General features: G+C 57.0%; 9 protein-coding genes. 5 read left to right on the top strand and 4 right to left on the bottom strand.

Annotated features, from left to right (window positions below):
- The 4 genes from fimD to fimA all read right to left on the bottom strand — a co-directional run.
- Positions 1-2004: outer membrane usher protein FimD (gene fimD, locus UTM25_RS18905; RefSeq protein ID WP_320715176.1), on the bottom strand; the 2004-nt coding region annotated here is incomplete at its 3' end.
- A gap of 14 nt (positions 2005-2018) precedes the next feature.
- On the bottom strand, positions 2019-2711 hold the full coding sequence (gene fimC / locus UTM25_RS18900; protein WP_033144824.1) for a type 1 fimbria chaperone FimC: 693 nt from the start codon (positions 2709-2711) through the stop codon (positions 2019-2021).
- 34 nt (positions 2712-2745) lie between these two features.
- Positions 2746-3291, bottom strand: a complete 546-nt coding sequence (gene fimI, locus UTM25_RS18895) for a type 1 fimbrial protein subunit FimI (RefSeq protein WP_023310642.1) — start codon at positions 3289-3291, stop codon at positions 2746-2748.
- 68 nt (positions 3292-3359) lie between these two features.
- Positions 3360-3923: a type 1 fimbrial major subunit FimA gene (fimA, locus tag UTM25_RS18890; protein WP_023310641.1), complete on the bottom strand. Its 564-nt coding sequence runs from the start codon at positions 3921-3923 to the stop codon at positions 3360-3362.
- A 310-nt stretch (positions 3924-4233) separates the two neighbouring features.
- Here fimA and folD point away from each other — a divergent pair, with 310 nt between their 5' ends.
- The 5 genes from folD (at position 4234) to UTM25_RS18865 (ending at position 8746) form a co-directional block, all read left to right on the top strand.
- Complete coding sequence (folD, locus tag UTM25_RS18885; protein WP_008499332.1) at positions 4234-5100, top strand: bifunctional methylenetetrahydrofolate dehydrogenase/methenyltetrahydrofolate cyclohydrolase FolD; 867 nt, start codon at positions 4234-4236, stop codon at positions 5098-5100.
- A gap of 1 nt (position 5101) precedes the next feature.
- Positions 5102-5314 carry a ribosome-associated protein YbcJ gene (gene ybcJ / locus UTM25_RS18880; protein WP_023334767.1) on the top strand — a complete coding sequence of 71 codons (213 nt, stop codon included), beginning with the start codon at positions 5102-5104 and terminating at the stop codon, positions 5312-5314.
- Between the two features lie 234 nt (positions 5315-5548).
- Positions 5549-7048, top strand: a complete 1500-nt coding sequence (locus UTM25_RS18875) for a PTS transporter subunit EIIC (RefSeq protein ID WP_029741054.1) — start codon at positions 5549-5551, stop codon at positions 7046-7048.
- A gap of 86 nt (positions 7049-7134) precedes the next feature.
- Positions 7135-8151, top strand: coding sequence for a Mal regulon transcriptional regulator MalI (gene malI / locus UTM25_RS18870; RefSeq protein WP_194399747.1), 1017 nt, complete (start codon positions 7135-7137; stop codon positions 8149-8151).
- Between the two features lie 73 nt (positions 8152-8224).
- Complete coding sequence (locus UTM25_RS18865; protein ID WP_047648510.1) at positions 8225-8746, top strand: metal-dependent hydrolase; 522 nt, start codon at positions 8225-8227, stop codon at positions 8744-8746.
- Positions 8747-8750 lie beyond the last annotated feature (4 nt).

Here is an 8750-nt window from a genome sequence, read left to right as displayed (position 1 = left end):
GAGATCGTGCTGGTCGCGGGAGTAGTTGTAGCCCACGCCCAGCGTGCCGTAGGTCGCCTGCCAGTTGGCGCTGGCGCTTCCGCTTGAGCCGTTGGTGCTGGCGTGCCCCTGGGTCACGCTGTAGTTCAGGTTGCGGTCCTCCAGCAGCGTTCCGCTGACGCCGGTTTGCCAGCTTGTGTCGCCATCGCTGTTTCGACTGGCGGATGCCGTAGCGTAGGCGCGGTCAATCGCGCTGTCCCGGCGATAGCCCTGGCGGGTAAAGAGGCTGAACGGCACGGAGACGTTAAACGACGCGATCCGGTCGGTGCCGTCTATCCCAACGGATTTATTCCACGACCACGAGACGGAGTAGTTAATCCCCTTCACGCCTCCCGCGTAGCCCAGCTGGTACCAGAGGTTCGTCTCGTCTGTTCCCCAGTAGGTCTGCTCGCTACCGGAGATATAGACCGAGCCGTAGTCCCCCAGAGACTGAGATACGTTGAGCTGGAAGCGGCCTTTTTTATTCCACGTCAGGTTGTGATAACTCTGCACGTCCGGCACATCGTTATCGTTCTGGCTATCGGCATACTGATAGCCCTCCATTGAGCGCCAGGCCACATCGTCGAGGGTGTAAAACCCTTTTGTGGAGTAGCGGTAGCCCAGCAGCTGGAAGTTGGTGCCGAAGCCGTTAAGGGATTTCGCGTAGAGGAAGCGCAGAGACTGGCCTTCATGCTTGCTGTCGTCCGCGAGCTGGCTGCGGGCGTGAGTGATATCGAGCGAGACCGCGCCCCAGTCGCCCAGGTTTTTCCCGGCCCCGACGGCCACCGCGGTATAGCGTGACGCCAGCTGCGTCCCGCCGTAGAGCGTGTAACCGTTGGCAAGGCCGGTAATCAGGGTGCCCTGAGTGAAAAACGGCGTATCCTGATCGCTGTTCCCGCTGCGGTAATCCCCCGCGACGAGGTCGTACTTCCAGCGACCTTCACGCTGCAGGAGCGGCACGGTGGAGTACGGCACGGTATAGCGCTGCTGGGTGCCGTCTTTCTCTTCGACCGTGACTTCCAGGTCACCGCTTGAGGAGGTCGGGTTAAGATCGGTAATGGCAAATGCGCCCGGCTGCACATAGCTTTGATAGATAACGTAGCCGTTCTGGCGAACCACCACTTTGGCGGGCGTACGGGCAATCCCGCGCACGGTCGGCGCGTAGCCCTGCAGGCTGTCCGGGTACATGCTGTCAGACGAGAAGAGCCGCCCGCCGCGAAAACCCATGCTGTCGAAGACGTCATTCCCGGTATTGCTGTCGCCCAGCACCAGTTCGCTTTTGAGCGGGATGACGGTGCGCTGCGCCCAGGTGCCAATATTCTGCCACTCGCTGTGCCGCTGCCCGTTATTCTGCGTGTACCGCCATGCGCCGTTGTTACGTAAACGCCAGGCGCCATAGTTCAACCCGCTCTGCAGGTTCAGATAATAGCTGTCGTCTTCGCTTCCCCGGTTACCGGTGAAGCTGTAGTTCACCAGCGCGGCAGGAATACCTTCATCCCACTGTTCAGGCGGAATGTAGCCCCGGGCGCTGTTTTGCAACGCCACCTGCGGCAGGCTGACGTCCAGACGCTGGGAGGCAAAGTTGAATACCGTTTCGCTGCCGGGTATGGCCGTGGTCAACGGAACGCAGGTGTCGCCCTGCACCTTAGCCAGCTCGGGAAACGCCGCGACGTTGACACCAAAGCGATCGAGCATCGCGCGCGTAATGCAGGCCGACAAACCGCCCGCCACCGGCGGCGTGTTCTCGACCTGCTCAAAACGCACGTCCTGGGTACCGATAAACTCATCGTTACGCCAGATATCCACGCGATAAACGCCGGGTGCCTGCTGGTGTCCTTGTTCAAAACGCGACAAATCCGCCACGCTGGCGGTGTCGTCGGACAAGAAGGCCGGGTTGAAATAACTTTCGCTCCAGCCAGCCTGCGGCCAGAGCGCAGCCATCAGCGCCAGTGCAACCGGGCAGTAACGTCCCTGGTGGTTTTTCATCGCCCTGACTCTGCTCACAGGTTAACGCTACGCGCCGGAGTGATGGCACCGTAGTCATTCACGCTCTGCCAGGAAAGCGTGCCGCTGGCACCGGCTGGCAGCACCTGCTGTGCCGAGCTTTTCGGCGCAACCATCAGGTTATCCAGCTGCTGCCCGCCCAGCTTCAGATTGACGAGGGTGATGTAATACGGGGAAGCGTTGCTGACCTTGAGATGGCTGCCCGCGCGCTCAAACCGCAGCTGGGAAAGCGCCTCTTCCGGCTGCATCGCCAGGTTGTTCGGGCGCACAAACAGCTTAATGCGTGAGAGGATCGCCAGCTGCAGCACGTTATTGTTTTCCGTTTTCGCTTTGTTCACCGACGGGATCGCCTTCACGTTCATGTAAAAGAGCGATTCGCGATCGGCAGGCAGCGCCGGCCCGGCGTAAATAATACGCAGCGTGTTTTCACTGTTCGGCTCGCTGACAAACAGGGGCGGAGTGACGGCAAAGGTTTTTTCTTTTTGCCCGCTTGCATTTTCGATCCACGCGTTAATTAAATAGCGTTCCTGTTTGTTGCTGTTGGTGATCGCCAGCGACGTTTGCTTCGCCTCTGCGGGATAAATAACGCGCGTGGCCCCCAGCGCAATACCGCCGGAAGCATTTGCGCAGGCAGAAACCATCATCAAAATAAACGATAAAAAAAGTCCTGGTTTAATTAGGGTATTCATCACAACCGTACCTTTAATAATGTGTTCGCAGGTGTTATGGATAAATCAACGTAAACCAGACATCCGACTGAATTTTGCCTGGCTCGAGGTGTTCGGAAATAGCCCGATAGCGGGCGCTAAAATGGAACGCGAGCTCGCGGGTGTCGATCGGCAGCCAGCTGACGGCCGTGGCGTTTGGGATAATCTGACGCTGCTGTTCGTCAAAGAGCGCCAGCCCCACGCCGCTGCTGACAGGCGTTTCACCCGGCCGCGATGTCGCCAGAAAGACCTGCGGATCTTCTGCAGGCGTCACGCCCTGAAACTGGATCCCCACGGTGCGCGAAACATCAACGCTGCAGTCCAGCAGCCGCACGGTAAAAGGCACGTTAACCGTGGAAAAACTGCCCACACCGGAAAATGAATTGGTTCGGTACTGCCCCATGTCGATGCGCATATTCTGGCTGTCGGGCGCCACGGCGCAGCCGCCGTTCACCAGTTCACCCCGGAGATGAACCTTGCCACCTTCGATCACCACGGTATGCGCCGATGCCGGACAAGCCATCGCAAGGGTTAACAGCAGTAGTGTTCCAGTCCTTGTCATCCTTCGTTCCTGGCATTTGCGTATGACGGGCCTCGTCCCTGAGGCCTGAACATCCCTGTGCGGAAGAATTACTCGTATTTCATTACGAAGGTGGCGTCAGCGTTCGCCTGGCCTGGCTCAGTGGTGGCAGCCGTTGATTTGTAACGTGCGGTGAACTTCAGGGTATTGGTCCCTTCAATCAGCGTCTGCGCAGCAGAGAAGGTCGCGCCGTCTGGGGTCAGAACGCTGGATTTGCTGTCGAGGATCTCGATACCCACGCCTTTCGCGGTGTTGTCGTTGTTACCGGAGGTCACGGCCAGCAGGGTTTTGTCGGTTGGGTCGATCTGACCGGTGAACGCAACAGCTGCAGTTTTGGCAACCAGCGGATCGCAATCATTCAGTTCAATGTTGAATGGAATATTAGAGGTGGTGTCGCCCACTTTGGTAAATTTCGCGGTACGATACTGGCCCAGATTAACGGTCTGCTCGGAAGAATCAGTATTTACTGAACAAGCCGCATTAACCAGCTCACCTTTAAAATGTACGGTACCGCCATTAACGGAAACCGGCGCAGCAGGATCTGCTGCATTTGCGGCACCTGCAACCAGGGCCAAAGTAGCAATAACAGTAGAAGCAATGTTGCTGAGTTTCATGTCTATTCCTTTAAAATGTAAATAACCCTTCCCGCGAATAATCGGGAATAAGAAATACGTTCAATTGATTAATTGAAAGCTTATTTCGGAGGAGACAAAGTAGCTCAGGACGCGTTTTTTAAATATGTCAAAACGCTGCCATTTCGCCAGGTCACATCCTAATACCGCCTAAGAAATTGACCATCCACTAAGAAGGGTTTTTGCGTCTCACTGATAAAAACGCGTAAAGGGTGACTGACAGCGACGCTCGCTTCTGACAAAATACACGCCATCCCCCCTTTCAAACGTTACAGACGGAATCTTCTCTCTGATGGCAGCAAAGATTATTGACGGTAAAACGATTGCGCAGCAGGTGCGCTCTGAGGTCGCGGAAAAAGTGAAGGCGCGTAAAGCTGCCGGAAAACGCGCCCCCGGGCTGGCCGTTGTGCTGGTTGGCAGCAACCCGGCATCGCAAATTTATGTCGGCAGCAAGCGCAAAGCGTGTGAAGAGGTGGGCTTCGTCTCCCGCTCTTACGATTTGCCAGAAACCACCAGCGAAGCAGAGCTGCTGGAACTTATTGACACCCTGAATGCCGATAAAGAGATCGACGGTATTCTGGTTCAGCTGCCGCTGCCGGCGGGTATCGACAACGTGAAGGTGCTGGAGCGTATTGCACCGGATAAAGACGTGGACGGTTTCCATCCGTACAACGTTGGCCGCCTGTGCCAGCGCGCGCCGCGCCTGCGCCCGTGCACGCCGCGCGGCATTGTGACGCTGCTGGAGCGCTATAACATCGACACCTACGGTCTGAACGCCGTGGTTATCGGTGCCTCCAACATCGTGGGCCGCCCGATGAGCATGGAGCTGCTGCTGGCGGGCTGCACCACCACCGTGACCCACCGCTTCACCAAAAACCTGCGTCACCACGTCGAGAACGCCGATCTGCTGATCGTCGCGGTCGGCAAGCCGGGCTTTATTCCTGGCGAGTGGATTAAAGAGGGTGCGATCGTTGTGGACGTCGGGATTAACCGTCTGGAAAACGGCAAAGTGGTCGGCGACGTGGTGTACGAAGATGCCGCCGCGCGCGCGTCTTACATTACCCCCGTACCGGGCGGCGTAGGCCCGATGACCGTAGCAACGCTGATTCAGAACACGCTGCAGGCGTGCGAAGAATATCACGACGTAGAGGACGCGTAAGATGGCAACTTTTTCATTAGGTAAACACCCGCACGTTGAGCTGTGCGACCTGCTGAAGCTGGAAGGCTGGAGCGAAAGCGGCGCGCAGGCGAAAATCGTTATCGCCGACGGGCTAGTAAAAGTCGACGGCGTGGTAGAAACGCGCAAGCGCTGCAAAATTGTCGCGGGTCAGACCGTGAGCTTTGAAGGACAGAGCGTAACCGTTACGGCCTGAGCCGTTTTATGCCCTCACCCCAACCCTCTCCCACAGGGAGAGGGGATATTAAATCCCCTCACACCCATCGCGGTTATTTATCGATCAACTTCAAATAATCACTATTTCATCTGTTGAAACATGAAAATTCTGTTGCGCGTTTTTCACTCTTTGCCCACGATAAGTAGAACGTTCTACTAAAACGTTCTACTTACAATAACAGCGCCAAAAAAGCGCTACTCGGGGGAAATCAGCATGAGTCTGATATCAGGGTTTGTTAAATCGCTGTCTAAGTTATCGATGATTGGTCGCGCCTTAATGCTGCCAATTTCACTGCTTCCCGCTGCGGGCCTGCTGCTGGCCTTCGGCGATAAGTTCCATCTGCCGCTGATGATGAACGCGGGCGGGGTTATCTTTGATAACCTGCCGATGCTGTTTGCCATTGGCTCCGCCGTGGGTCTGGCGTCAGAATCCGGCATCGCGGCGCTGTCTGCGGCGGTGTCGGTGTTTGTCACGAATATCACCATCAGTACCGTGCTGAGCATCACGCCGGAGATGGCCTCCCAGGGCGGGAAATACGCCATGGTCGTCGGCATCCCGACGCTGCAGATGGGCGTCTTCGGCGGCCTGATCTGCGGTATTCTCGCGGCCTGGTGCTATAACCGCTTCCACACCATGCAGCTGCCGGAGTTCCTGGGCTTCTTCTCCGGCAAGCGCTTCGTGGCCATTGCAACGGCGTTTCTGTCGTTCCTGATGGGGCTGCTGCTGCCGTACGTGTGGCAGCATATTCAGGCCGGTATCGACGCGCTCTCCGTGGTGGTTAACGGCGATAATCAGGCGGCGTCGACCTTTATCTTCGGTCTGGTAGAGCGCGCGCTGATCCCGCTCGGCCTGCACCACATCTGGTATCCGTCCTTCTGGTATTCGTTCGGGGATTACACCACCCAGGCAGGACAGGTGATCCACGGCGACCAGACCATCTGGTTCAAGATGCTGGAAGAAGGGGTGAAGTCCTTCAGCAGTGACACCTACCAGAATGCCGGTAAATTCATGCAGGGCGAATTCCCGCTGATGCTGTTCGCGCTGCCCGCCGCGTGCCTGGCGATGTATCACGAAGCCCATACGAAGAATAAGAAAATTGCGGCCGGTATTCTGTTCTCTGCGGCGCTGACCTGCTTCCTGACGGGGATCACCGAACCGGTCGAGTTTACCTTTATCTTCGTGGCGCCGATCCTGTACGTCTTTAACGCCATCATGGCAGGCCTGGCCTACATGACTATGTATCTGCTGCATGCGCATATCGCCAAGTCGTTCTCCGCGGGCTTTATCGACTATCTCTCATTCGGGATCCTGCCGTCCTTTAACGGCTACAAGACCAACTTCCTGAATGCGATTATCATCGGCATTCCAATGGGCCTGATTTATTACTTCACGTTCCGCTTTGTGATTCGTCGTTTCGACGTGAAAACGCCGGGCCGCACTGAAGTGACCGCCAACGCGGATGATAAGTCTGATTCAGAACTCGCGACCGAGATCATCACCCTGCTGGGCGGGGCGCACAACATCGACTCCGTCGGCGCCTGTATCACCCGCCTTCGCCTGGAAGTGGCAAAAAGCGAGGTGGTCGATAAGGACGGCCTGAACGGACTCGGCGCGCGCGGCGTGGTCTTCGTCGGCGACAACGGTATTCAGGTGATTTTCGGTGCCAGAGCACAGTTTATCGCCCAGACCATGTCCACCATGATCGGCAAATAATAAGATGCCTGAACGACGCGTCTCCTGTAGTCTGGGAGACGCATTGTCGTATCTGACTGATAATCGGTGAATTTCAGGGAGCGGTTTTGAAGAAAGTCAGCATTATTGATGTCGCAAAGCACGCGGGCGTATCGGTCTCAACGGTCTCGCTGGTTTTGCGCCAGAAAGGGAAAATCTCAGAGGCAACGATCGAGAAGGTCAACGCTGCCATCAATACGCTGGGCTATGTTCATAACGTTGCCGCTGCCAACCTCCGCGCCAATACGTCCAATCTGATTGGCCTGATCCTCCGTGACTTTAGCGACAGTTTCTCCATCAAAGTGATGGCGAGCATCGTCCAGGATCTTGAAAAACAGGGGTATATGGTTTTTCTCGGCCAGCCCCAGAACGACCATGACCATCTTGAGCGCTGCCTGCTGTCATTTAAGCAGCAGGGCGTCGCCGGGGTTATCTATCTGGCCTCCGATACCCGCACGTCTACCCTGCCGGAGCAGATTCGCCGCTGCCCGCTGCCGCTGGTGGTGGTCTCTCAGTCGCTGCTGGATGAAAAATGCAATCTGGTGATGCGCGATAACCGTCAGGCGGCAAATCTGGCGGTGCGTTATCTTATCGAGCGCGGCCATCGCAATATCGCCTACATTGGCGGACGTGAAGGCTGCCTTATCCGCGAACAGCGCCTGCTCGGTTTTCGCAGCGCGATGACGCAGAACGGTCTGGTCTGGCGCGATGAATATTCTCCGGCCTGCGACGATGATACCCTGGCTGCGGGTTTCGCCACCCGCCAGCTGCTGGAAAAAAACAATACCATCACCGCCCTGCTCTGCCACTCGCCGGATGCCATGATCGGCTCCATCTCCGGTATCCATCAGGTGGGACGAACGGTGGGTAAAGATGTGTTTCTGACGCAGCAGGTCGCGCTGGTCGGTTTCGAAGATATGCTCCACGTTAACCTCACCTCGCCGTCCTTTACCTACGTGTCGTCCGCCAGCGAAGAGACGGGGCGTCAGGCGGCCGGGCTGATTATTCGCACGCTGAAGGAGCCGACGCTGCAAACCCAGCGCATTACGCTTTCCGGGCAGCTTATCGCGCGCGAGTCGGCGTAAAATCAGAATTTAAAACAGGTCTGCCGGCGCGGGATTGCTGCTATATTTCCATGATTTGCCATGGATAATCGCAATGCCTACCGTTATTACGCACGCTGCTGTTCCGCTTTGTCTGGGCTTAGGCCTGGGAACCAAAGTGATTCCTCCCCGCCTGCTGTTTGCCGGGATTGTCCTCGCCATGCTGCCGGATGCCGACGTGCTGGCGTTCAAGTTTGGCGTCGCGTACGGCAATGTTTTCGGCCATCGCGGCTTTACCCACTCCCTGCTGTTCGCCTTTGTGGTGCCGATACTCTGCGTGCTGATTGGCCGACGATGGTTCCGGGCCAGCCTGACGCGGTGCTGGCTGTTTTTGACCGTGTCATTGCTGTCGCACAGCCTGCTGGATTCGATTACCACGGGAGGGAAAGGCGTCGGCTGGCTGTGGCCGTGGTCAGATGAACGCTTCTTTGCGCCGTGGCAGGTGATTAAGGTCGCGCCGTTTGCGCTGTCGCGCTACACCACGCCGTACGGGCATCAGGTGATCGTGTCGGAGCTGCTGTGGGTGTGGCTGCCGGGAGTCGTGCTGATGGGGTTGCTGTGGTGGAGACGGAGGTAAAAGC

The sequence above is a fragment of the Enterobacter sp. 61D5 genome, from assembly GCF_034107965.1.
GTDB classification, from domain to species: Bacteria; Pseudomonadota; Gammaproteobacteria; order Enterobacterales; family Enterobacteriaceae; genus Enterobacter; species Enterobacter cloacae_M.
Note: the sequence above shows the minus strand (reverse complement) of the source record. Positions and strands in the feature narration are given on the sequence as shown.